Genomic DNA, 22,481 nt, shown 5'->3' on the forward strand with positions numbered 1-22,481 from the left:
AACAAGGGCACGGCGGAAATTTCGTCGCGCCCGATTTATGTTTGAAGGACCATCATGACGAAGTTTACCTTTCCTGAAAGCATCCGAAGCCGGCCAGTCTATGGTACGCTTGAGGCCCGCAAAGGGGCGGCGCATTTGTTGATTGCGGATGCGCATGGCGCTGAGGCCATTCTGGATGTTGCAACGCCCGAGATGATGGCAAAGGCACACATTATCTATATTCCTAAAGGCGAGGCGTTCGAGGGTAAATTGCGGGCATTGAAGCCCGCGCAGTTCTACGCAGGCCCAAGTTACGAGGCCGCTGAAAGCCGCATCCAAAAAGCGTTTGAGGATGCCAAGATGGGCTTGCAAGTCTATCTGACGGGCACCGAAGGATTGATGGGACAAGCACAACATGCCGCCATGCAGGCCGGTATTCCACACACTGCTATCCAGACAGAACATCGCGGGTCTGTCGCGCGACGTATGCAATGTGTGCATTGCAAAGGCATCACTGAAGACGTGGAAACGGACCCGTTCGTTTGTGCCCATTGCGGATTGAACCTGTTTGTACGCGATCACTATTCGCGCCGTTTGGCGGCGTACCAAGGTGTGTGCATTGACGCAGAAGACCCGGGCAATGTGCCCGAAGCCAAGGGGATTTACGAATGAGCGGGGCCGAAAAGATCGCCGTCACTGTGACGGACATTGTGCCACTCAACGCGTTGGTCACACGGTTTGAATTCAAACGCGCGGACGGTGGGCTGCTGCCTACATTTTCGGGCGGCGCGCACACAGTCGTTGAAATGGAGGACGGGGCGATCACGCGCCTGAATCCGTATTCATTGATGTCTGACCCGATGGACCAAACGGCCTACACGATTTCCGTGCGTCGTGATGATGAGGGCCGCGGTGGTTCCATGTTTATGCACCAATCCGTTAAGGTTGGTGATGAGATGACGATCTCTTATCCGGTGAACTTATTCAGCCTCGACCTTCGCGCGAAAAAGCATCTGTTTCTTGCCGGCGGCATCGGCATCACACCGTTCCTTGCGCAGATCAAACAGCTGGAGCGATTTAACGGGAATTGGGAACTGCATTATGCCTGCCGGAGTGAGGCGCTTGGATCATATGTAGACGAGTTGACCAGCCACCACCCCAATGAAACCCACATTTATTATGACGACCAGAATCAAGCGATCGATCTTGTGAACCTGCTCGACGGGCAGCCACTTGGTACGCACGTATACGTTTGTGGACCAAAAGGAATGATCGAATGGGTTCGCAAAACGGCGGATGGCGAAGGCTGGCCACGTGAAGCAGTTCACTACGAAGAGTTCTTGGCACCGCAGCCCGGCAAGCCGTTTGAAGTTAAACTGGCAGTGTCTAACAAAGTCATCCAAGTGGGCGAGCAAGAAAGCCTATTGGAAGCAATGGAGCGTGAGGGCGTTGATGCGCCGTATTTGTGCCGTGGTGGTGCATGCGGGCAATGCGAAACCCGCGTGATCGACTACACAGGTAACTTCATTCACCGCGATCACTGGCTTGAGGATGACGAACATGCCTCGGGCGAGAAAATCATGCCTTGCGTGTCCCGCTTTGAGGGCAAAACTTTAGTATTGGACCGATAACATGACCATCCAGTTCAACGACGAAACCTTCCGTGACGACTATTCGTTCCGCAACTCTGATTGGGCAATCAAGCGGTTCCCATTCCCGTTTCACGAAGACAGCTACATGTATTCCGTGAACATGGAACAACACCGTGGTGGCCCTGAAGGATCGATCTACGAAAACCGCTTTGACGTGGACGAACACTACGTGTCAGAGATGCGAGATCGTGCGATGGTTTTGGCCGATGATCCGCTGCGCTGCCAGTCAATGCCGCATATGACGTTGGCAGGCTGGGATTTGCTGGAGCTGATTATGGTCAGCAAGTCCGAGGATTATCCTGACCTGTTTGAGCTACACCGCGATGGCAACAACTGGCGCTGGGTGAATAAGCCGCTGGGCATCGATGATAGCTTTGTTTTCCTTGATGAGACCACGCTGCCTTATGGCCCGATGGAATACATCACGCGCCAAGCGCAGGGTGATTTCTGTGTGCTGGATCAACGCGACGACAACCTGTGGATGGACGCAGGTATGGTTACAACACAGGCTGACTGGTCGCTGGACTTCGACATTGGTATGAACTTCTTTGAGTGGCATGCACCTGTTCCGCTGGCCCATGAAAAAGGCATTTTTGTGCGGGCTTTGAAATTCTTGCTCAACATTCAACAAGGTGCCCCTGCACGGCGTTTGAATTGGACGATGACGGTAAATCCGTTGCTCGATACGTCGCCGGAAAACTACCACAAGTGGGGCATTCAGAAGACCACGTTGTCACCGGAAAACATTGGCAGCAAACAGCACCTTCGCGTGGAGCTACAAACGTTCTTCCGTCTGCCACGTTCCAACGCATTGGTCTTTCCGATCCGTTGCTATTTGTGCAGCTTTCAAGACCTGATGACCGTTCCTAAATGGGGCCGCCGATTGCACCGCGTTATCCGTGATCTTCCCGAAGAGCTTGCGACCTATAAAGGTTTCATCGACAATCGGCCGATGATGTTGGACTACCTATCTTCGTTTGATGATGGACAGGCGACCTCCGATGGGATCTGGCCTGATCTCGAGTCAGAGCCCCCATTGAAGGCGTAGTGCCTTAGGTGTCTTGCGGGTAGCTGATGATCGACAAATATCGAGCAGGAAGCTTCACAAGAACCTCTGGCCCATGCGGTGAATTGGCATCAAAGAACAGCGTATCACCTGGCTTGAGCGAGTGGACCTTGTCGCCGTGGCGGTAGTTGACCTCACCTTCGAGCATATAGATGGTTTCGATACCGCCGTGTTGGAAAGTCGGGAACACGTCTGATTGGTCGGACAAGGTGATAAGGTAGGGTTCCACGATAACGCCACTTGAGTTGGAACCGATATGACCAAGCAAGTTATACTGGTGATTGGCGCGCGTACCTTCGCGTTCCATTTCGACGCCCTCACCGGCCTTGGTGTGGATCGCGACCCGCTTTTCCTCAAAACCTTTAAAAAACGTGGTAAGCGGAACAGCCAAAGCATGAGACAACGTCTGCAGTGTAGTCAATGAAGGGGAGGTATTCCCGTTCTCGATTTTGGACAGCATTCCGATTGATAAACCAGTTGTCGCCGCTAGTTCCGAAACGGTTATTTCCTGCTTTCGACGGTGCGCGCGCACCTCTCGCCCGATCGCGACCTCAAGTACTTTTTCGCGGGTTTCGCGGATGCGATGTGGATCTTGGTTCAATGGAAGCGCAGTCATGGAATCGTCCGTTGGCTGTTTCGCGACGTCTAATACGCCTTTGTTAGTAGGCATCAAGTGCGCGAAGTGTAGAAATGATCGCATCTGAGGCTAGTCTAGCACGATTTTTTCTTGTTAGTGTAATTTTATGACTGTGAATAAAAACATCCAATTCGGATTTCTGATTTTCCCTGGTTTTCCGATGTCCTGTCTGACGTCGATGATTGAACCTTTGCGTGCTGCCAATGAAATCAGCGGGCATGAGCTGTTCACGTGGAAGCTGGTGTCTGAGGATGGTGAACGCGTCCAAGCTAGCGCGCATGTTTGGTTTGAGCCCGACCAAGCGCTCGCGGAGTGCGACAAGCTGGATCGACTGTTCATTTTAAGTGGTCCAATGGCAAAATTTGAAGCCCCACAAAGCTCAAATGGGGTTCTACGCAAACTGTCCCGCCATGGCGTGGCGCTAGGAGCGATCAGTGGTGGGGTGTTCCCGCTTGCCCGCGCCGGGCTGCTCGACGGGCATGTTACGTCGGTTCATTGGTGCTATGAAGCAGCGTTCGCGGCTGAGTTTCCAGATATCGAAGCAACCGAGAATGTGATTGTTCTCGCGGATAATCGGCAAACGGCGTCCGGCGCGGCTGCTGCGTTCGATCTGGCGTTGCACCTAATCGAAGAAGCTATGTCTGCGGATGTAGCGACGGAAGTAGCGTGTTGGTTCCAGCATCCTTTGCTTCGAGGGCAGGGCGTAACACAACGTAAGCCAACATTTGTTGCAGAGATTTCGAATGACATGCTGCCACCAATGGTGCGCAAAGCTGTAGATATATTTGCGGCCAACATTGAGGATACCCTACCGATTTCAGAGGTCGCAAAGGAGGCAGGGGTCTCCGTGCGTCAGTTGGAACGGTTGTTCGTTCAAACGACTGGGAAGACTCCGCTTGGCTACTACAAATCACTACGGATGCATAAAGCGCGGCAATTGCTGCATTACAGTAAGGATACAATGATCCAGATCGCACTGGCCGTCGGCTATTCCAGCACCGCATCCATGAGTAGGACTTACGTCGAGGTGTTTGGCATCCCCCCTAAAGACGACCGCAAGAAGATCAACATGTTCCGCGTAAACGAGAACGCGATCTTGCCACAAGCCTAGGCTGTAGACAGTGCTGCGGTCAGGATCGCGTGATGTAGGGTTTCGGCAGACGCGCGTGGCCCTAAAATACGCAAATGGTCGGCGTCAGCGCGTCGGATCGTAAAACAGCCTAGCTGATGGATCACTGTGCGGCGCACATCACCCGAAATCATACTGCGGATTGGAATGTTACAAAGGCGTTCACTCATGTCTTCCATGGCAGGGCCACGCAGATCAAAACAAACCCAAGCGCCGGACTGTTCTGTGATGGATGCATTGTCACCAAAGAGATCTTTCAGTTGATCCGCCAATAGCTCGTGGGTGTCCTTTGGCGCACCGATCATCCATTGGTCCGGCCCCATGCAAAACCCGGCTTCGGGATCATGCAATACCGCGCGGCCTGTTTCAGGAACCGCGCCGAGCAGTTTCTTGAGCACTTTATGGCATGCAGCTTCCCTGCCTATTCGCGCCGCGACAGAGGCCAACGCAACACCATCATTTTCCGTGATTTTTATATGATCAAAGGTATCAATACGTGGTTCGGTGCCGCCCAATGCGGTTACGGATGTGAGGCTATGCACGAAGACGCTCCCCGTCTGGATCAATGAAATGAGCGCTCACAATTTCGACTTCTGTTTCGACACCTGTGAGTGGGCTAACCAGACGCATGCGTTCACCCATGCGCTCAGAGCCGTTTTTGAGGAACCCGATTGCGATAGAATGGCCGAGGTTCGGTGAATAGCATGCAGATGTCGCATACCCTTGATCGTGGGTGGCATCGACTGGACCATCCGCGTTCATCAAATGTGCCCCCGCAGGAACCGGGTCGGCGGGATCAACAGGTTTAATACCAACTTGGCGCAGATCGCCGTCGGCGTTGAGGCCGTCGCGTTGAGACAGGACTTTACCGATGCTATCCTTCAGACTGCTGACCATGTGGCCCATGCCAAGGTTGGCGGCCGTGGTCGTTCCATTAAGTTCGTTACCGGCTGCGTGGCCTTTTTCAATGCGCATAACACCAAGGGCCTCGGTGCCGTATGGCGTGATGTTGAATTCTTCGCCGACCTCCATGATCTTGCGCATAAGCGCGTCACCATAGGCTGTCGGAACGGCGATTTCATAGGCGAGCTCGCCAGAAAACGAGATGCGGAACAAACGCGCACGTAACCCACCGCAGATCGTAATATTGGCGCAGGCCATGAAGGGGAACGCGTCGTTAGAGATGTCTACGTCGACGATCTTTTCCAACAACTTCCGCGCATTCGGGCCTGCGACCGCATATTGCGCCCATGCTTCGGTGGTTGAGATCAACTGAACGTCCATGTCCGGCGCAAGGCATTGGCGCACAAACTCCATATGGCGATAGACGGGCAGGGCGTTGGCCGTGGTGGTCGTGACGACGAAGTGATCCTCGGCAAGGCGCGCGGCGGTGCCGTCATCCATCGCAATGCCGTCTTCACGCAGCATCAGCCCGTAGCGGGTTTTGCCGACGGCGAGTTTCGCAAAGCCATTGCAGTATACCATGTTCAGGAACTGGGCTGCATCTGGGCCCTGCACGTCGACTTTGCCCAAGGTGGTCACGTCACAGACGCCAACGGATTTCCGCGTCGCGAGAACCTCGCGGTCAACGCTTTCGCGCCAATGTGTTTCACCAGCAATGGGGAACCACTGGGCGCGCAGCCAGTTGCCGACCTCAACAAAGACGGCACCGCGTTCTTCGGCCCACTTGTGGGACGGGGTCAGGCGTTTGGGGTGAAAGTCTTGTCCAGTATGACGGCCCGCCAGAACCCCGATAGCTGTCGGCGTGTAAGGCGGGCGGAAGATAGTCGTGCCGACTTCGGGAATGGTCTTGCCAGCCAGTTCCGCCATGATCGCGAGACCACCCATATTGGATGTCTTTCCCTGATCGGTCGCCATGCCCAACGTCGTATAGCGCTTGAGGTGCTCAACGCTGCGGAACCCTTCTTGGTGGCTGAGTTTGACGTCTTTGACGGTCACATCGTTCTGCTGATCGATCCATGCACGGCTCGCGCCTTCTACGTACCAGAACGGAGTGACGTTGACTGGGGCGTCTTCGGTTTCTGGCAGTTTCGGCAGACGGCCCTTAATGCCAAGCAATGACTTTGCCGCCTGTGCGCCACCCAGCAATGCGCCGTGGGTGGATAGATCGCCGTTGGCAGCCCCTGCAACGACCATTCCCATTGGTAAATCAGCACCGGGAACAAACGCAGCGAGGTCGCTGTTCCACGTAGGACGACCACGTTGATGGCACGTCATATGAACGTTCGGGTTCCAGCCGCCAGAAACGCCAAGTGCGCCGGCCTCAAGCGTACGGGTGCTTCCATCTGCGAGTTTCACCTCGGCAAAACTCAATCCAAGACGGCCTTTGGTGTTTACGACTTCGCCGTGAAGCACTTCGTAATCCATTGAGCTTGGCGCGTCAGCGCGAACATCAACGACAGCTGCAATTTTCACGCCTTTGGCGTGCAGGTCTGCGGCGGTCCGGTGTCCGTCATCGTTGTTTGTAAAGATCGCGACACGTTGATCAGCCGTGACTGCAAATCGGTTCGCATAGGTTCGCATAGCAGAGGCGAGCATGATGCCCGGACGATCATTGTTCTCAAACGCGATTGGCCGTTCGGTGGCGCCTGCTGCCAGAACAGTATGCTTTGTGTAGATACGCCAAAGGATTTGACGGGGTTTGCCCGCCTCTGGCGTCGCGAGGTGGTCGCTTACCCGTTCCACGGCACCGTAAATACCATGATCAAACGCACCGATGACGGTGGTTCGTGTCATGATCCGCACGTTCGGCAATGCAGAAAGTTCTGCCATCGTTGCGGCAGCCCATTGTGCGCCCGAAGTGCCACCGATTTCATGTGTCTCGGAATTCAGACGCCCGCCCATGCGAAAATCTTCATCCGCAAGGATCACCTGTGCGCCCGATCGTCCGGCAGTCAGCGCGGCGGACAGGCCCGCAGGTCCACTGCCAATGATCAGGAGATCGCAGTGCAAGAAACCTTTGTCATAGACATCAGGGTCATCTTCTAGCGAGAGCGATCCAAGGCCAGCGGCCTTACGGATGATCGGCTCATACACCTTTTCCCAGAATGCCTTGGGCCACATGAAGGTTTTGTAATAAAAGCCCGCCGTTAAGAAATTCGAAAAGCGGTCATTGATCGCCATCGCGTCAAAACGCAGGGAACCCAACCGGTTCTGGCTTTTCGCAACCAACCCGTCGAATAGCTCAGCAGTTGTGGCGCGGGTGTTCGGTTCTTGGCGCGCGCCTGTGCGCAGTTCGACCAAGGCGTTGGGCTCTTCGGAACCTGCAGTCAGAACACCGCGTGGGCGGTGGTATTTGAACGACCGACCCATAAGGCGGACGCCATTGGCGAGTAACGCAGAGGCAAGTGTGTCGCCCTTGTGCCCTTGGTAGGATTTACCGTCGAACTTGAAGGAAAAGGTTTCGTTGGGGTCAATTTGCCCCCCGCTTAGCCGGTTCTTTTGGGTCATTTGCTGCGCCCCCGTGCACGGGCCACGTCGCGGGCCAATTCCACTTTGGAAATCTCATGGGTAAGTGTGTTTCGCGTCACCACAAGCCAGCTTCGGTCGCCTTGTTCATGAAACCAAAGTTCGTCGTGCCATCCCGCCGGATTGTCACGCAAGTAGCCGTACTCATAAAAATCACGGGCCGCTGTTTCCGCCTCGGGGTCAGGACGGTCGATCAGTTTGGCGTCACCCATGTAGGTGAATTCCGACGAGTCGCGGGGGCCAAGAAGGGGGTGTTCGATAATCATCAGTGCAAATTGGGCTGATTGCCCATCCCTTTTTCATCGATCATGTGACCGGTCTCGAAACGGTTGAAACGATAGGCCGTGGCGGTTGGATGTGGCTCATCCCGCGCCAATAGATGCGCAAAACAGAACCCCGACGCTGGCGTGGCTTTGAACCCGCCGTAGCACCAGCCGCCGTTGAAATAGAGCCCATCAATTGGAGTGCGATCGATGATTGGTGAACCGTCCATCGACATGTCCATGATCCCGCCCCACATGCGCAACAAGCGCGCGCGGCCAAAGGCCGGGAAGATCGCCATTCCACCTTCGCACACGTCTTCGACCACGGGCAGGTTGCCGCGCTGGGCGTAAGAGTTGTAGCCATCCAAATCGCCGCCAAAGACAAGGCCGCCTTTGTCGGATTGGCTACAGTAGAAGTGGCCCGCACCAAATGTCACAACACCGGGCATAACCGGCTTGAGGCCCTCGGAAACGAACGCCTGCAATACGTGGCTTTCCATAGGAAGACGCATGTCGACTTTAGACATCAACCGACTAGAGGATCCGGCGACTGCGCAGCCGATCTTGCCAGCACCTATATACCCGCGAGAGGTTTCAACGCCGACGCATCTTCCATTTTCTTGCCTGAAACCAGTGACTTCACAGTTCTGGATAATATCAACGCCAAGCTTATCTGCTCCACGGGCGTACCCCCAAGCCACAGCATCGTGGCGCACGGTGCCACCGCGATGTTGGGCGAGGCCACCTTTTATTGGGAAGCGGGCGTCTTCTGTGTTTAGATACGGGTAGCGTGCTTTGATTTGCTCGGTCGTAAGCATCTCAGCGTCCGCTCCGTTCAAGAGCATCGCATTGCCCCGGCGGATGAACGCGTCGCGCTGCGCGTCGGAGTGAATCAGGTTCAAAATCCCGCGCTGGGAGATCATAGCATTGTAGTTGAAATCCTGCTCCAGCCCTTCCCAGAGCTTGAGCGAGAATTCATAGAACGGTTCGTTCCCGTCCAGCAGGTAATTGGAGCGGATAATCGTTGTGTTGCGGCCAACGTTGCCGCCGCCGATCCAACCCTTTTCCAATACAGCGATGCGTTTCTGGCCGAATTCTTTTGCAAGATAGTAAGCCGTCGCTAGGCCGTGCCCGCCACCACCGATGATAATAATATCATAGTTCGGTTTTGGTTCCGGATCACGCCACGCGGGCTTCCAGCCTTTGTGACCCGTCAAGGCTTGCTTGATAACCTGAAGACCTGAATAGCGCATAGACACCTCTCTCTAGGTGTAGACTCCACAATATCGCCCAACATTGCTGCAGTGAGTTTGGACATTAGGTTGTCCAAAAACGACATTCGTTTCGGGGCGTTGCTTAGCGTTCAAGTTCCCCAAGGAGAAAAAAACTTGATTGGTAGGAAAAAAATGCGAGACTGAATGCGGATGTATGCAAGCGCAACAAAAAGAATCGCGCAGCAATGATCTAGCCCCTGATGCGTCAGGGCGAAAATAGCGCTGCTTTAAATGGCGTTACAATAAAGGGAGAACTACATGAAGAAAATGACAAAAGCTTTGACGGCTGGTGTGCTCGCATGTGCACCGTTCGCTGTAATGGCGGAAGACAGCAGCGACCCGATCGTTATTCCAATCCACAACTGGTCAAGCCAGATCGTGATGTCCAACGTCGTTGGGCAGATACTCGAAGAGCAAGGCCACGCGGTTGAATATGTCACTACAGATAGTCAGGCGGTTTATGAATCGATCCGTTTGGGCGATGTGACGTTTGAACTCGAAGTCTGGGAAGGCGCGTTTGGCGCATCATTCCGTGCGGCTATGGAAAAGGGTGGCATTGTTGACGTCCGAGACCACGACGCTGTGACACGGGAAGACTGGTGGTACCCAATGTGGACCAAAGATGCTTGCCCAGGTCTGCCTGATTGGGAAGCCTTGAACGACTGCGCAGCATTGTTTGCAACCGCCGAAACCGGCGACATGGGACGTTACCTTGATGGCCCAGTTGACTGGCTAAAGCATGGTCAGGAACGTGTTGAATCGCTTGGAATGGACTTCGTTGTTGTGAACGCGGGCTCTGCGGCTGCACTCTGGGCTGAAATCGGCGCTGCCGAAGCTGAACGGCGTCCAGTCGTTGTGTTTAATTGGACGCCAAACTTTGCCGAAGCCGTCTGGCCAGGTGAGTTCGTTGAATTCCCAGAATGGGAAGATGGGTGTGACACCGATCCAGCCGTCGGGCCAAACCCTGACGCTCTCTATGATTGCGGTAACCCAGCGACCGGTTACCTAAAGATAGCTGCTTGGGAAGGTATGGAGGCCAAATGGCCGTCTGCTTACGCTGTGTTGGAGCAGATCAACTTTACCAACCCACAGATCGCGGAAATGGCGAAGCTCGTCGATATCGACGAAATGGAACCTGATGAGGCGGCCGAAGTTTGGCTTGAAGCAAACCCGGACGTTTGGAGTTCTTGGGTTAACTAATCTCATGCTCTGACTATTTTGCTTTTTATCCCCGTCCGGACTTTCTGGGCGGGGACATTTCTCACAAGGATCGCCATGTCAGCTGATACCCCTGTTATTTCCTGCAAAAACGTGTGGAAAATTTTTGGTTCCAGACCCAAAGCCTTTTACGAGACGTTGACCCCAGAAATGAGTTTCGAAGACATCCGCCAAGCAGGATATATTGCTGGCGTCAGAGATGTTTCAATCGACGTCCACAAAGGCGAAATGCTGGTGATTATGGGGTTATCCGGCTCCGGTAAATCGACGTTGGTACGCTGTTTCTCTCGTCTTCATGATATCACGGCCGGAACGATTTCCGTTGAAGGGCAAGACATCATGTCCCTCTCGGAGCAAGACTTGATTGAATTGCGTCGATCCAAAATGGGCATGGTCTTCCAGTCCTTTGGACTACTGCCGCACCGTACAGTTCTTGAAAACGTGGCCTTTCCGTTGGAGATGCGAGGCCAAGATAAACACACACGACGTGAACGCGCGCTAGAGGTGATCAAACTTGTCGGGCTTGAAGGGCGCGAAGAGTATTTCCCTCGTGAGCTGTCAGGTGGACAGCAGCAGCGAGTAGGCATCGCCCGTTCATTGGCGATAGAACCTGATATTTGGTTCCTTGACGAACCATTTTCCGCATTGGACCCGTTGATCCGACGGGAGATGCAGGACGAATTCCTCCGCCTACAAAACATGCTGAACAAAACGATTGTTTTTATCACGCATGATTTCGATGAGGCTCTACGCCTCGCGGATCGAATTGCGATCATGAAAGACGGCGCAGTCGAGCAATGTGACACGCCAGATCAGATCGTGCTGCACCCTGCCACTGAATACGTGCGCAAGTTCACCGAAGAGATCGATAAGGCCCAAGTGGTGTCTGCGCGGGTAATGGCGAACAAGGCGGCGAAAGGTTCTGGTGATCCGGTCGATCATGCGGCAACGATCAAGGAATTGGCGAAAGTTCTGATTCAGGATAAACGCAAGGTTATCCCAGTTGCAAAAGATGGTGAAATCATCGGCGGATTGGACCGCGCAGAAGCACTGTCCGTGCTTTTAGGGGATGATTGATGGCTGAAGCTGCAACCAACGTTACCAGCTCAAGATTGACACCCAAAAAAGCTGTCACCGGATTACTTGGGTTCGCTGTAGCACTGACATTGATGCAATATGTTGGGTTGCTTCCCGCGTGGTTGCACCGTTTGCCGGAACAATTCGTGCCACCACTTGCGGATTGGCTGGATGCTATCTTCAACTTTATCAAGGATGACCTGCATCTCTTGGACCTAACGCGTTTTCTAACTGGCGGGTTACAATGGCTGATTGATGTCTCTTCAAACATCTTGTTTGGAAAACGTCGTTGGCCGAATTTTGAGCCGATACCATGGACGGCGATCGCCGCAGTTGCAGGCATTGTAGGTTACTACCTTGGTGGCTGGCGTTTGGCTGCATTGGGTGCCGGAACGTTCATCTGGACCGCCCTAATCGGCCAATGGGAAATCGCGATGGAGACAATGTCAGTCTTAGTCGTCGCAGCGCCGCTGGCTTTTGTGATCGGCCTGTTGCTCGGAATTTGGAGCTGGAAAAGCAAAGCAGTTGAAAACGCACTTATGCCCATTCTTTCGCTTCTCCAGACGATCCCGTTCTTCACCTATCTTTTGCCAGCTGTGATCTTCTTCAAGGTTGGTCCTACAGCTGGCGCGGTAGCCACGACCATCTATGCAATTCCGCCTATGATTTTGATGACCTCGCTTGGCCTTAAAAAGGTCAGCCCCGAGGTTGTTGAGGCGGGCAAAATGTCTGGCTGCTCACGCTGGCAAATGCTGCGTTACGTTTACATTCCTTCCGCCCGCACCGAGATATTGGTTGGTGTGAACCAAGTTATCATGTTGTCGCTTGCGATGGTCGTTCTTACGGCCTTCATCGGAATGCCCGGCTTGGGTGCGAAGTTGCTGTCTATGATGGGTAGTTTCAAATTGGGCCGCAGTTTGGAAATTGGTATCACAATTGTTCTGCTGGCTGTCATGCTGGACCGTTTGTCAAAAGCGTGGGTCGTTAAGCAGCCTGTCCATCATGAAAAAGGCACTGGCTGGCTTGAACGCCACAAGTTTTTTGCAATGTCGGTGGTGGCATTCATTGGCTGTGTGATCTTGGCGCAGTTCGTGCCTGTCGCAGGTGAGCTAGGTCGCGGACAAGACTTCAGTCAAGGTCGCGAACTGGACCGGTTTGTCAAAGACGATTTGCTGCAGAACCCAGTGCTAAAGGCTGTGACCAATGGGTTGCGAGTGTTCATGAACAACTACGTTCTGATCCCGTTCCGCAATTTCCTCCTCTCTATTCCAACGCCTGCGTTTATTGCGATTGTCGTTGCGATGGCGTGGGGGATGGCGGGACGCAAACAAGCGCTGATCGCATTTCTCTTCTTCTTGTGGGTCATGTTTTCTGGCTGGTGGGATCGCTCGGTAATCACGATCTACTACGTGCTGACGTCAACAGCCGTGGCAGCATTGGTTGCTATTCCCTTGGCCGTTTGGGGCGCCAGCCCGCCTGCCGAAAAGATCGATTTTTCCAAAGGGGTTTCACTTTCAGTCGTCACTGGCATCATTTCGCTTCTGTTCCGCCGCAGCATCATATTCTCCGGCGCACTCATCGCGGCAGGTGTGTTGCGATATATTCTTTGGTCCCTCGGCGTGTTTGGTGAAGAACCGAACGCAACGACCTACAGCATCGTGTATTGGACAATCTTCGGGGCGAGTTTCTATGTGATTTGGAAGATTGCCGGTCAAATGTTGCGGGACGTTTTTTTGCTGCTTGCTGCGGACACGGCCCAGACCTTCCCGAGCTTTGTGTATCTTTTGCCCGCAATTATGCTTTTTTCAATTACGCCGATCGCGGTTTTGTTCGCAATTATGATTTTCGCAATGGTTCCGCTGATCCGTTACACGATTGAAGGCCTGCGCGCTGTTCCCGAGGAAATGACAGAAGCTGCTGACATGTCGGGGGCAACGCGGTTGCAAAAGCTTTGGACGGTGCAGTTTCCACTCGCGCTGCCAACGATGGCAGTAGGGTTTAACCAAGCGCTGATGTTCGCATTCTTCATGACTATGATTGCGGCCTATATTGGCACTGTTGATTTGGGGCAGGAACTGCAGCGCACATTGGCTGGTACCGATCTTGGTAAGAACTTTGTACTCGGTCTGAACGTGGCTTTCATGGCGCTGAGCTTTGATCTCGTCATTAACCGCTGGGCATCGCACAAGAAACGCATCCTAGGTCTTAAGTAATCGCGTGATAGTGGGCGAACGCCTCCGGACGCTGCGTTAGTGACGAAAAAGTCACCCAGTCGGGCACATGCAATCTTCATTGACAGCGAATACCCTGACAAAACCTCGTCAGAGGTGGGTGGGGTCTTGGTTGTTCCCATCTTCCCACTATGTCGGAAATATTCCGACCCGACGTTTAAGATGGAAATTGACCCGACATGAACGCACGCATTTTGAACTATCTTACCTTCGGGCCTGTCTAACAAACGGAACAGTGCATATGCGCGCTAGAATGGCACTGGAAGACAGCGACATCGAAAACGGCCAAATATTAACCAGCCAATCGTTCCCGACGTCTAAACAGATCGACGTCGACTATGACACTTAGCCTTGCTCAATCGAGCGTAAGAAAAGCCGACATGCTTTTGTGACACATTGCCAACGTGCCCTTTGGCAACAGGCTGATGTGCGCCCATGTTCCCGGGCGCAAAGCAAGTCTGCGCCATTGGTGCACAAGCAACAGACGCAAGCATTTCGCGTCTAAAGGCTGCAATGCTTGATCGCTTTTCGAAACGGCGTGCCCAACGTCAACAATCGCGTTCGCAATCTGCAATAGGTGATGTGGCACAAGGCGTTCTTCTATCCATGAAGGCATGTCTTGCGGTTGGGACGTAAGGGCAAAACAACCACCAAGTTCGTCTGAAACCTGAATGGGCGCGGCCAGAACTTCTTTGGTGATCGCGACCGCTTGTTCATGCTCGACCTCATCATCATGCAGATAGAACTGCCAGCCCTGCGGAAACTTCGGATCGGTTCGATACACGTCCTTGGCAGCAGCGGCGGTTTCGGTCCGCCCTTTGGGTGTAAGCGCGTAGATCGCACCCCGCCCTTGTTTTTCAGCGCGGATCCAACCATCCGCTTTGAGTCTATGAAGCGCAACGCGGATTGCTTCGGGCTTAATTCCCAAATTACCGAGAATTTCTCTGATCTGGCTTCCCGTCAGGTGATCACCTTCATAGTCGCCAAACAGGGTAACGATCACAGACCAAGTCTTTAGGACCTCAAGATCCAAAAGGCTTTTTACGAGAGGATGAAGAGGCGGCACGGTATTCCTGATACATTAAGTCAAGCAGACCCTAACATATTGTATCTCGGCGTGCCTATGCCTTCGACATAACTCAGTAAGCGTTCATGGTCAGCAGTTCATACTCAGCGACAAGCTCGTCGTCTTGGTTTGTCAATGTGACGTGCCAGCGAACTTCACCGTACTCTTCATTGCGCGGAGTCTTGTGCTTAACGCTGAGGTGCACCTTAATGCTGTCGCCAGCTTCAACTGGCTTCGTAAACCGTAAGTTGTCCAGACCCGTATTCGCCAATACTGGCCCTTCATTCGGTTCAACGAACAGTCCGGCTGCGAAGCTCAGCAAGAGGTATCCATGCGCAACGCGGCCGGGGAAGAATGGATTCCGTTTGGCTGCTGCGTCGTCCATGTGCGCATAGAAAGTGTCGCCAGTGAATTCCGCGAAGTGTTCGATGTCTGCCAGACTGATCTGACGTTCTTTGGTTTTGTAAGTCTCGCCGATCTCAAGCTCATGAAAACTGCGCGTGAAGGGGTGGTCTGCGTGGTCAATTTCGCGTGCGCCGGGCACCCATTTGTTACCGATCGCCGCGAGGATATCCGGGCTACCTTGAATGGCGGTACGTTGCATATAATGCATCACGCCTCGTATGCCCCCCATTTCCTCACCGCCGCCTGCACGCCCTGGCCCACCATGTACCATATGCGGCAAAGGGGAACCGTGGCCGGTGCTTTCCTTCATGCTGTCACGGTTGTTGAAGTACAGCCGCCCATGGAATGCACCAGCGCCCAAAGCCACCAGACGCGCGACCTGCGCGTCATGGGTAATAACGGACGCAACCAGACTGCCTTGGCCTTTGTTCACAAGCTCAACTGCATGATCCAAATCGCGATAAGGCATAACTGTGGATACCGGCCCAAATGCCTCGACTTCATGCACATTGACCGCAGTATCTGGCGTGGCACAGTGGAACAACATCGGGGGGAGGAATGCACCTTTCTCCGCGCTCGCGCCATGGACGGTAAAGTTATCTGGATCGCCAAATACGCGCTCGGCCTCTTTGCCTAAGGTAGCGGCCTTTGCCAAGACATCGGCACGTTGAGACGGAGAGACAAGCGCACCCATACGTGTGGCGTCGTCGGCCGGATCACCGATCGTCACCTTGGACAGGCTTTCCTGAAGTGCCTCGAGCACCGCAGGCACAAGCACGTCGGGTGCAAAAACCCGACGGATTGCGGTGCATTTTTGCCCCGCCTTTGTTGTCATCTCGCGGGTAACTTCTTTGATGAACAGACCAAATTCCGGCGTGTCTGGGCTGGCATCGGGGCCAAGAATTGACGCGTTCAGGCTGTCTTGCTCAGCGACAAAACGAATGGAGTTCGCGAGAATATGTTTCTGTGAGCGAAGCATAAGCGCGGTGTCCGCTGAGCCCGTAAAGCTAACCACATCCTGATTGGTCAACTGGCCCAGCATACCGCCCAGACCACCAGCAACCATTTGCAACGCACCCTTAGGCAGGATGCCGCTATCAATCATGATCTGGACGGCCAGTTCTGTTACATAGCAGCTAGCCGTTGCAGGTTTGACAATCGCAGGTACTCCGGCGAGCAAGGTCGGTGCCAGCTTTTCCAACATACCCCAAACGGGGAAGTTAAACGCATTGATATGAACCGCGACACCGCGCAAAGGTGTACAGATATGTTGGCCTAGGAACGTTCCGTTCCGTGACAGCTGTTCGACTGCACCATCAAGGTAGACAACGTCGTCGGGCATTTCGCGGCGCCCTTTGGACGCGAAAACCAGCATCGTGCCGATGCCACCATCAATATCAATCAAGTGGTCATTCTGCGTCGCGCCAGTTGCAAACGAGATATCGTAAAGCCGCTGCTTGTGCTTGCTAAGGTCGAGTGCGAGCGCTTTGAGCATCTTGGCGCGTTGGTGAAACGTCATTTCCCGTAGGGCAGGGCCGCCAACATTTCGCGCGTAGTCCAGCATCTCGTCGGTATCAAGCGAGGCATTTCCCGCTTGCGCTATAACTTTTCCGGTAACGGCCGAATGGATAACACGCGCGCTATCGTCTGTGCCTATCCAGCGTCCTGCAGCGAAACTTTGTACGTTTTGGAGTGTCATCGTGTCACCTTTGTTTAATTTTTCGAGGTCGCGAAACGGTCCGCAGCGACCCAAGAGTTGGGGCTGGACGTCTGCATTTCGCCAAGCGTCTGGCGCAGTTTTTCATCGCCGACAGTGTTGGCCCAATGCATCGGCCCGCCCCGCCAGCGCGGAAAGCCGTAGCCAGCTGTTTTAACGACATCGACTGTGGCGTCGCTGTCTGCGATGCCTTCTTGGACGATCCGCGCCCCTTCATTGGCCATGGCCGTAAGAAGTTGGGTTTGAATGTCGGCGTCAGTGAACGACTTGCGCTGAATGCCGATTTCATTGCTGTAATCCGCGATCAGTGTTTCCACCCATGGATCGCGCTGCGGAGCCTTCTTTTCGGGCGAATACGTGTACCAACCTGCGCCGCTGCGTTTGCCAAACCGTTCTTCAGCGCAAAGACGATCAGAAATGTGAACATAGCGTTCATTCGGGTCGCGAGTTGCGTCTTGGCGTCTGCGATTGGCCTCAGCGATTTGTAGGCCCGATTGATCTTGCGCCTCAAACGGCCCCATCGCCATTCCAAAGGAACGCATTGCGGCATCAACTTGGTAAGGCAATGCGCCATCCGCCAGTAAATATTCGGCTGCTCGTCGATAGGCGGCAAGTATGCGGTTGCCGATAAATCCGTCACAAACGCCCGCCAAAACAGGCGTCTTGCGCAGACCTTTGGCAAACGAAAATCCCGTCGCCAAAGTCGCTTTGCTCGTGTTTTCGCCTTGTACAACTTCAACCAGTTTCATGATGTGAGCTGGTGAAAAGAAATGAAGACCAAAGCAGCGTTCAGGATTTGGGATATCAGCGAAGATATCGTTGGGGTCTAAGTAGGACGTGTTCGTCGCAAGCAATGCATCCGGTCGCATCACTTCGGAAAGTTTAGTGAAAACCGCGCGCTTGGCGTCCAAGTTTTCAAAGACAGCTTCGATTGCCAGATCTGCATTCGCTGCATCATGGTAGTTATCAGAAGCGCTAAATGCCTGCAGGCGATTATCGTATTGCGTTTGCGTTGCCTTGCCGCGATCCAATGCCCCTTTCAGCAGTGCGCGAACGGTCTGGGTCGCTTTCTGGGACGCGTCTTCGTTTTGCTCGATGAGGTTTACTTGATGTCCGGCGTTCAGGCACGCCGCTGCGATGCCGCACCCCATCAATCCGCCACCAACGATAGCAACTTGGGTGACTGCGTTCGGCGTGGTGTCACGCAACGCGGCTGGGCTCATTGCCGCGCGTTCGGCGAAAAAGATATGACGCAACGCGCGGCTTTCGTCCGATTGGCGCAGTTTCAAATGAAGCGCGCGTTCCTTTGGCTGCGAATCTGCGTATGGCGCGTTTGCCCATTGCAACGCAGTCAAATTATGAAGCGGTGCAGCACGGCCCTTTGCAAAGCGTTTTACCTGCTCGCTCAACGCATCCCAGTCCGGAGAAGCTGGCGTGCGCCGTTCAGAAACAGGCTCGAACGGACGGTCAACGTGGTTTTCTACTTCCGCTTCTGGATTATCTGAAATTGCGTTAATGACGCCGAGCTCGAGTAGATTCTCAGCCGATTTCAATTGCCCAAGGCAGGCCATTTCGACCGCTGTTTGCCAACCTACAAGACGCGGTGCGCGTTGGGTTCCGCCTGCACCGGGGATTAATCCCATGTTTACCTCGGGCAACCCAAACCGGGTGCCTGGTTTCGCAATTCGGTACGCACACGCCATGGCGATTTCAAAGCCACCACCCAGAACGGTTCCGTGCATGATGGCTAAAAACGGCACGCGACTTTTCTCAATCGCATCTACAACATCCGGCAGGTGCGGCGGCTGTGGTGGGGCATCGAATTCTGACATGTCACCGCCCGCGACAAAGGTTTTTCCCGTGCATTGCAGCACGGCCAAGTCGCACCCTTTGACTGCATCAACGGCTTGCATCAAGCCTGCGCGAACCGCTGTTGAAGTTGCGTTTACAGGGGGATTGTCGATCGTCACCCAAGCAATTGGGCCTTTGATTTCTACTGAAACAGGGGATGTCATAGCGCTGCAAGATCCTACAGTCATTATTGACCAACCGGTCGGTTTATGTATCTTTGGGTAAATTGATGTTTGAATAAATGCAAGGGAGTCGTTCATGTCGGATACGATTTTGACAGAAGATCACGGCCATTGGGTGGAGGTCACGCTCAACCGTCCCGACAAGTTGAACAGCTTTAACGACGAGATGCATTTGGCCCTGAGGGCTGCGTTAGAAGGTGCAATCGCGGGTCAAGCGCGGGCGATCCTTTTGACCGGAGCAGGGCGTGGTTTCTGCGCTGGGCAAGACTTAGGGGATCGTGATCCTTCGAAAATGGACGGCCCACCTGACCTTAGCAAAACCCTGACAACGTTCTATAACCCGCTTGTACGTTTGATCCGGGATGCCGAGATGCCCGTAATTTGCGCGGTGAATGGTGTCGCTGCGGGGGCCGGGGCAAATTTAGCGATGGCTTGCGATATCGTTCTGGCTTCGGACAAAGCGAAGTTCATCCAATCGTTCGCCAATGTCGGACTTGTCCCTGACGCTGGTGGAACGTGGAGTTTGACGCGGCTCTTGGGACCTGCGCGCGCAAAGGCGCTGGCGATGACCGGAGAGCCCGTGACCGCCGAACAGGCTGCGGAGTGGGGTATGATTTGGAAAGCCTGCGCTGCGGATGACCTGATGACAGAGGCTCGCACATTGGCCGAAAAGCTGGCGTCTGGCCCGACGACGGGTTTCGCGCATATCAAAAAGGCGGTCCATGCGGCGGGAACGAATTCGTTTGAGGATCAGCTCGCGTTAGAGGCCGAGTATCAAAAGACATGCGGTGCATCCAATGACTATGCCGAAGGCGTCTCGGCATTTTTGCAAAAGCGTAAACCGAATTTCAAAGGCTCATGACCATGACACCCAAAGCCCGTGCCGAAAAATCGGCAGAAATTATGTGGTCAAACGACCATGCTAGCCCTTGGTTGGGCATGTCGCTTGATCAGGTCGACGAAGGCAGTGCTGTTTTGTCACTGACGGTGGCTAAGCATCACACGAACGGCCTTGGGAATTGCCATGGTGGAATCATATTCGCCCTGGCCGATAGCGCCTTTGCGTTTGCCTGTAACAGCCGCAATCAAGCGACAGTCGCGCAGCACAATTCGATCACCTATATCGTACCAGGCAAACTTGGCGATACGTTAATTGCCACCGCGCATGAAGTTAGCTTGAGCGGACGTAGTGGCATTTACGATGTGAGTGTGAAAACGGAACAGGGCACGTTGGTTGCCGAATTTAGAGGGGGCTCGCGCACAGTGCGAGGCACCTTGTTTGAGGAATAAGACATGAAAGACCTGACCCCTAACCAATCCAGCCTTGATCCAATTGAAATTGCATCACTGGACGAGATCCGCGCGCTTCAACTGAAGCGTATGAAATGGTCGCTGAAGCATGCCTATGACAATGTGCCGATGTACCGTGAACGGTTTGAAGCCGCGGGCGTGCACCCAGATGATCTAAAGGATTTGGCTGATCTTTCGAAGTTCCCGTTCACATACAAAAACGATTTGCGCGATAACTATCCATTCGGACTATTCGCGGTACCGCGCGAACAAGTCGTTCGATTGCATGCTTCATCAGGGACGACAGGCAAGCCGACGGTTGTCGGCTATACCGAGAACGACATTGATATGTGGGCCAACATGGTTGCGCGGTCGATGCGCGCTGGTGGAACACGGCCCGGAGATGTGGCCCATATCGCTTATGGCTATGGCTTGTTTACCGGCGGGTTAGGGGCACACTACGGGGCCGAACGGCTTGGTTGTACGGTTGTTCCTGTGTCTGGCGGAATGACCGAACGACAGGTCACTTTGATCGAAGACTTTAAGCCGAAGACCATCATGGTGACGCCGTCCTATATGCTGAATATTATGGAACAGTATCGGAAAGCGGGAATTGATCCGCGCGAATCTTCTTTGGAAGTTGGAATTTTCGGGGCCGAGCCTTGGACAAATGCGATGCGCGCCGAGGTAGAAGAGGCCTTCGACATGCATGCCGTCGACATTTACGGGCTTTCCGAAGTTTTGGGGCCAGGTGTTGCGAGTGAATGTGTTGAAACCAAAGATGGGCTGCACATTTGGGAAGACCATTTCTACCCTGAGATCATCGATCCCGAGACCGGCGAAGTTCTGCCTGATGGTGAAATGGGGGAATTGGTGTTCACAACGATCACCAAAGAAGGCCTGCCGATGATCCGCTATCGTACCCGCGATTTGACTCGTTTGTTGCCAGGATCAGCCAGATCAATGCGGCGAATGGAAAAAATCACGGGCCGGTCAGATGACATGATCATTCTACGTGGCGTGAACGTCTTTCCTACTCAGGTAGAGGAACAGGTGCTTTCCATCCCTGAACTTGCGCCTCATTTCCAGATCACTTTGTTCCGCGAAGGCCGCATGGACGCGATGGCAATTAATGTCGAAGCTGCGACAGGTGCCGAGGGCGATGCCACACGTGAGATGGCAGGCAAGCTCTTGTCTAAGAAGATCAAAGATGTTGTAGGGATTTCGACAAAAGTTACGGTCGGTGAGACGGGAACGGTTGAGCGCAGCCAAGGTAAAGCTCGGCGCGTCGTTGATAACCGCCCCAAGGAGTAAACTGGATGGTCAGATCCAAAGCAAAAGATCACGACAGCAAGCGCCAACATATCCTCACGGTGGCTGCGGAAGTCTTTGCACGTGAAGGAATTGCTCGTGCCTCGATGAGTGAAGTGGCGCGCGCCAGCGGCATTTCCAAAGCGAATATCTATCACTACTACGATAGCAAAGATGAGCTGATCTTTGACATTCTGGACACCCACTTGTCGCAACTTCGGAACTGGGTTTGTGGCATTGACCTGTCTGGCCAAACCCCTGCCGAACGTCTGCATACCCTGACGCGCGAGTTTTTGCTGGCCTATGATGGTATGGACAATGAACACAAAATTCAAAGTGAAGGTCTGCCGCACTTAGAGGAAAGAAAACAAGGTATCCTCAAGGGGTATCAACACGATCTTGTTGATCTGGTGAAGCAAGTGCTACGCGATTGCGCCCCTGAAACATTGGGGCAAGACGAGACCAAGTGCCGCGATGTTACTATGTCCGTCTTTGGGATGCTGAACTGGCTCTACATGTGGAATCCTGATGCAACGAAAGACGACCGGATAGCCTATGCGGCGACAGTTGCCGATCTCGCGCTTTATGGATTGCAATCGCCTGCATCTGCTTGATCACAAGATAAAGCGTAACAGGCTAATCAC

19 protein-coding genes are annotated in these 22,481 nt (G+C 53.7%); 11 read left to right on the forward strand and 8 right to left on the reverse strand.

Going from position 1 to position 22,481, the window contains the following annotated elements; all coding sequences use genetic code 11:
* Window positions 1–54: 54 nt before the first annotated feature.
* Genes OCA8868_RS13650 through OCA8868_RS13660 form a run of 3 tightly spaced genes read left to right on the forward strand, consistent with a single transcriptional unit; the run spans window position 55 to window position 2,679 of the window.
* On the forward strand, window positions 55–651 hold the full coding sequence (locus OCA8868_RS13650; protein ID WP_093997119.1) for a dimethylamine monooxygenase subunit DmmA family protein: 597 nt from the start codon (window positions 55–57) through the stop codon (window positions 649–651).
* Entirely contained in the window at window positions 648–1,610 is a 963-nt protein-coding gene (locus OCA8868_RS13655; protein WP_093997120.1) for a PDR/VanB family oxidoreductase, read from the forward strand. The genes OCA8868_RS13650 and OCA8868_RS13655 overlap by 4 nt, the downstream gene beginning before the upstream one ends.
* Window position 1,611: 1 nt before the next feature.
* Window positions 1,612–2,679: a heme-dependent oxidative N-demethylase family protein gene (locus tag OCA8868_RS13660; protein ID WP_093997121.1), complete on the forward strand. Its 1,068-nt coding sequence runs from the start codon at window positions 1,612–1,614 to the stop codon at window positions 2,677–2,679.
* A 4-nt stretch (window positions 2,680–2,683) separates the two neighbouring features.
* On the opposite strand, the gene OCA8868_RS13665 is transcribed toward OCA8868_RS13660, so the two are convergent.
* Window positions 2,684–3,313, reverse strand: a complete 630-nt coding sequence (locus tag OCA8868_RS13665; RefSeq protein WP_093997231.1) for a helix-turn-helix domain-containing protein — start codon at window positions 3,311–3,313, stop codon at window positions 2,684–2,686.
* Between the two features lie 127 nt (window positions 3,314–3,440).
* On the opposite strand from OCA8868_RS13665, the gene OCA8868_RS13670 reads away from it, so the two are divergent.
* Complete coding sequence (locus tag OCA8868_RS13670; RefSeq protein WP_245848265.1) at window positions 3,441–4,445, forward strand: GlxA family transcriptional regulator; 1,005 nt, start codon at window positions 3,441–3,443, stop codon at window positions 4,443–4,445.
* On the opposite strand, the gene OCA8868_RS13675 is transcribed toward OCA8868_RS13670, so the two are convergent.
* The 4 genes from OCA8868_RS13675 to OCA8868_RS13690 are packed head-to-tail and all read right to left on the reverse strand — an operon-like array spanning window position 4,442 to window position 9,468.
* Entirely contained in the window at window positions 4,442–5,005 is a 564-nt protein-coding gene (locus tag OCA8868_RS13675) for a sarcosine oxidase subunit gamma (protein ID WP_093997122.1), read from the reverse strand. The two genes, OCA8868_RS13670 and OCA8868_RS13675, sit on opposite strands and share 4 nt — an antisense overlap.
* Window positions 4,998–7,934, reverse strand: coding sequence for a sarcosine oxidase subunit alpha family protein (locus OCA8868_RS13680; protein ID WP_093997123.1), 2,937 nt, complete (start codon window positions 7,932–7,934; stop codon window positions 4,998–5,000). Before OCA8868_RS13680 ends, OCA8868_RS13675 begins: the two co-directional genes overlap by 8 nt.
* The gene (locus OCA8868_RS13685; RefSeq protein ID WP_093997124.1) at window positions 7,931–8,218 is read right to left on the reverse strand and encodes a sarcosine oxidase subunit delta; all 288 of its coding nucleotides are present in this window, start codon (window positions 8,216–8,218) and stop codon (window positions 7,931–7,933) included. Before OCA8868_RS13685 ends, OCA8868_RS13680 begins: the two co-directional genes overlap by 4 nt.
* Window positions 8,218–9,468, reverse strand: coding sequence for a sarcosine oxidase subunit beta family protein (locus tag OCA8868_RS13690; RefSeq protein ID WP_093997125.1), 1,251 nt, complete (start codon window positions 9,466–9,468; stop codon window positions 8,218–8,220). Before OCA8868_RS13690 ends, OCA8868_RS13685 begins: the two co-directional genes overlap by 1 nt.
* Window positions 9,469–9,747: 279 nt before the next feature.
* Here OCA8868_RS13690 and OCA8868_RS13695 point away from each other — a divergent pair, with 279 nt between their 5' ends.
* The 3 genes from OCA8868_RS13695 to OCA8868_RS13705 all read left to right on the forward strand — a co-directional run bounded on the left by OCA8868_RS13695 (window position 9,748) and on the right by OCA8868_RS13705 (window position 13,997).
* Window positions 9,748–10,689 carry an ABC transporter substrate-binding protein gene (locus OCA8868_RS13695; protein WP_093997126.1) on the forward strand — a complete coding sequence of 314 codons (942 nt, stop codon included), beginning with the start codon at window positions 9,748–9,750 and terminating at the stop codon, window positions 10,687–10,689.
* A gap of 75 nt (window positions 10,690–10,764) precedes the next feature.
* Window positions 10,765–11,784, forward strand: coding sequence for a quaternary amine ABC transporter ATP-binding protein (locus tag OCA8868_RS13700; RefSeq protein WP_093997127.1), 1,020 nt, complete (start codon window positions 10,765–10,767; stop codon window positions 11,782–11,784).
* The gene (locus OCA8868_RS13705) at window positions 11,784–13,997 is read left to right on the forward strand and encodes an ABC transporter permease (protein ID WP_245848267.1); all 2,214 of its coding nucleotides are present in this window, start codon (window positions 11,784–11,786) and stop codon (window positions 13,995–13,997) included. The genes OCA8868_RS13700 and OCA8868_RS13705 overlap by 1 nt, the downstream gene beginning before the upstream one ends.
* 373 nt (window positions 13,998–14,370) lie before the next feature.
* On the opposite strand, the gene OCA8868_RS13710 is transcribed toward OCA8868_RS13705, so the two are convergent.
* From OCA8868_RS13710 to OCA8868_RS13720, 3 genes are all read right to left on the reverse strand, one after another.
* A complete protein-coding gene (locus OCA8868_RS13710; protein ID WP_179214860.1) occupies window positions 14,371–15,018 on the reverse strand; it encodes a hypothetical protein in 648 nt (215 codons plus the stop codon).
* Window positions 15,019–15,154: 136 nt separating this feature from the next.
* Window positions 15,155–17,185, reverse strand: a complete 2,031-nt coding sequence (gene paaZ / locus OCA8868_RS13715; protein WP_093997129.1) for a phenylacetic acid degradation bifunctional protein PaaZ — start codon at window positions 17,183–17,185, stop codon at window positions 15,155–15,157.
* Window positions 17,186–17,199: 14 nt separating this feature from the next.
* Window positions 17,200–19,218, reverse strand: a complete 2,019-nt coding sequence (locus OCA8868_RS13720) for an FAD-dependent oxidoreductase (protein ID WP_093997130.1) — start codon at window positions 19,216–19,218, stop codon at window positions 17,200–17,202.
* Between the two features lie 94 nt (window positions 19,219–19,312).
* On the opposite strand from OCA8868_RS13720, the gene paaG reads away from it, so the two are divergent.
* Genes paaG through OCA8868_RS13740 form a run of 4 tightly spaced genes read left to right on the forward strand, consistent with a single transcriptional unit; the run spans window position 19,313 to window position 22,451 of the window.
* Window positions 19,313–20,098, forward strand: a complete 786-nt coding sequence (gene paaG, locus OCA8868_RS13725) for a 2-(1,2-epoxy-1,2-dihydrophenyl)acetyl-CoA isomerase PaaG (protein WP_093997131.1) — start codon at window positions 19,313–19,315, stop codon at window positions 20,096–20,098.
* A 2-nt stretch (window positions 20,099–20,100) separates the two neighbouring features.
* On the forward strand, window positions 20,101–20,526 hold the full coding sequence (gene paaI, locus OCA8868_RS13730; protein ID WP_093997234.1) for a hydroxyphenylacetyl-CoA thioesterase PaaI: 426 nt from the start codon (window positions 20,101–20,103) through the stop codon (window positions 20,524–20,526).
* Between the two features lie 3 nt (window positions 20,527–20,529).
* On the forward strand, window positions 20,530–21,840 hold the full coding sequence (gene paaK, locus OCA8868_RS13735; protein ID WP_093997132.1) for a phenylacetate--CoA ligase PaaK: 1,311 nt from the start codon (window positions 20,530–20,532) through the stop codon (window positions 21,838–21,840).
* Window positions 21,841–21,845: 5 nt separating this feature from the next.
* On the forward strand, window positions 21,846–22,451 hold the full coding sequence (locus OCA8868_RS13740) for a TetR/AcrR family transcriptional regulator (RefSeq protein ID WP_093997133.1): 606 nt from the start codon (window positions 21,846–21,848) through the stop codon (window positions 22,449–22,451).
* Window positions 22,452–22,481 lie beyond the last annotated feature (30 nt).

It is taken from the genome of Octadecabacter ascidiaceicola (assembly GCF_900185015.1).
In the GTDB taxonomy this organism is placed as follows: domain Bacteria; phylum Pseudomonadota; class Alphaproteobacteria; order Rhodobacterales; family Rhodobacteraceae; genus Octadecabacter; species Octadecabacter ascidiaceicola.

Coding starts and splice junctions, on each gene's coding strand:
- OCA8868_RS13680 (WP_093997123.1), bottom strand. CDS start 7,934: ATGACCCAAAAGAACCGGCTAAGCGGGGGGCAAATTGACCCCAACGAA.
- OCA8868_RS13695 (WP_093997126.1), top strand. CDS start 9,748: ATGAAGAAAATGACAAAAGCTTTGACGGCTGGTGTGCTCGCATGTGCA.
- OCA8868_RS13690 (WP_093997125.1), bottom strand. CDS start 9,468: ATGCGCTATTCAGGTCTTCAGGTTATCAAGCAAGCCTTGACGGGTCAC.
- OCA8868_RS13665 (WP_093997231.1), bottom strand. CDS start 3,313: ATGACTGCGCTTCCATTGAACCAAGATCCACATCGCATCCGCGAAACC.
- OCA8868_RS13655 (WP_093997120.1), top strand. CDS start 648: ATGAGCGGGGCCGAAAAGATCGCCGTCACTGTGACGGACATTGTGCCA.
- OCA8868_RS13740 (WP_093997133.1), top strand. CDS start 21,846: ATGGTCAGATCCAAAGCAAAAGATCACGACAGCAAGCGCCAACATATC.
- paaG (WP_093997131.1), top strand. CDS start 19,313: ATGTCGGATACGATTTTGACAGAAGATCACGGCCATTGGGTGGAGGTC.
- paaK (WP_093997132.1), top strand. CDS start 20,530: ATGAAAGACCTGACCCCTAACCAATCCAGCCTTGATCCAATTGAAATT.
- OCA8868_RS13660 (WP_093997121.1), top strand. CDS start 1,612: ATGACCATCCAGTTCAACGACGAAACCTTCCGTGACGACTATTCGTTC.
- OCA8868_RS13705 (WP_245848267.1), top strand. CDS start 11,784: ATGGCTGAAGCTGCAACCAACGTTACCAGCTCAAGATTGACACCCAAA.
- paaZ (WP_093997129.1), bottom strand. CDS start 17,185: ATGACACTCCAAAACGTACAAAGTTTCGCTGCAGGACGCTGGATAGGC.
- paaI (WP_093997234.1), top strand. CDS start 20,101: ATGACACCCAAAGCCCGTGCCGAAAAATCGGCAGAAATTATGTGGTCA.
- OCA8868_RS13650 (WP_093997119.1), top strand. CDS start 55: ATGACGAAGTTTACCTTTCCTGAAAGCATCCGAAGCCGGCCAGTCTAT.
- OCA8868_RS13720 (WP_093997130.1), bottom strand. CDS start 19,218: ATGACATCCCCTGTTTCAGTAGAAATCAAAGGCCCAATTGCTTGGGTG.
- OCA8868_RS13670 (WP_245848265.1), top strand. CDS start 3,441: ATGACTGTGAATAAAAACATCCAATTCGGATTTCTGATTTTCCCTGGT.
- OCA8868_RS13700 (WP_093997127.1), top strand. CDS start 10,765: ATGTCAGCTGATACCCCTGTTATTTCCTGCAAAAACGTGTGGAAAATT.
- OCA8868_RS13685 (WP_093997124.1), bottom strand. CDS start 8,218: ATGATTATCGAACACCCCCTTCTTGGCCCCCGCGACTCGTCGGAATTC.